The following is a 415-nucleotide window of genomic DNA, read 5'->3' as shown; positions in this document are numbered from 1 at the left end:
GCTCTACCCTGATCCCCAGCAACGGCGCCGGCTCTACCAGTATGGCTTCACGCCCTACATCGGACGTCGTTTCGAGCTGGTCGCGCCGCAGCTGATCTCGGAGCTACAAGCGGCTGCTGAGTATGGGACATGGACGGCTGAGCAGCGCTTCGCTTTGCTAGTCCGGCTGGGTGAACGGGTGCGCGCCGAGCCCGGGATCGGCTTTCGGGTCCGCGACACGGTCGGCGACCAGCTGGTTCTGGCCAACTGGCGCGGCGTCCTTGGATGGTGGATGCAATTGCCAGGCGCGGTTGCGCCGGACGCCGAGCGCCTCCGGGCGTGGCAGCGGTTCGTGGCTGAGAATGTTGAATTCAAGCTTGGGGTCGCGGTCGGCGCGGCGGTGGGGCAGGCCTGGGGTGACAAGGCCGGTACGCTG

1 protein-coding gene is annotated in these 415 nt (G+C 67.2%); it reads right to left on the bottom strand.

Going from position 1 to position 415, the window contains the following annotated elements; translation table 11 throughout:
* Positions 1 to 157: 157 nt before the first annotated feature.
* On the bottom strand, positions 158 to 415 hold a 258-nt coding region (locus EOA22_RS37995; protein ID WP_164756367.1), incomplete at its 5' end, for a hypothetical protein.

The organism is Mesorhizobium sp. M7A.F.Ca.US.014.04.1.1 (assembly GCF_003998745.1).
Taxonomy (GTDB): Bacteria; Pseudomonadota; Alphaproteobacteria; order Rhizobiales; family Rhizobiaceae; genus Mesorhizobium; species Mesorhizobium ciceri.
Note: the sequence above shows the minus strand (reverse complement) of the source record. Positions and strands in the feature narration are given on the sequence as shown.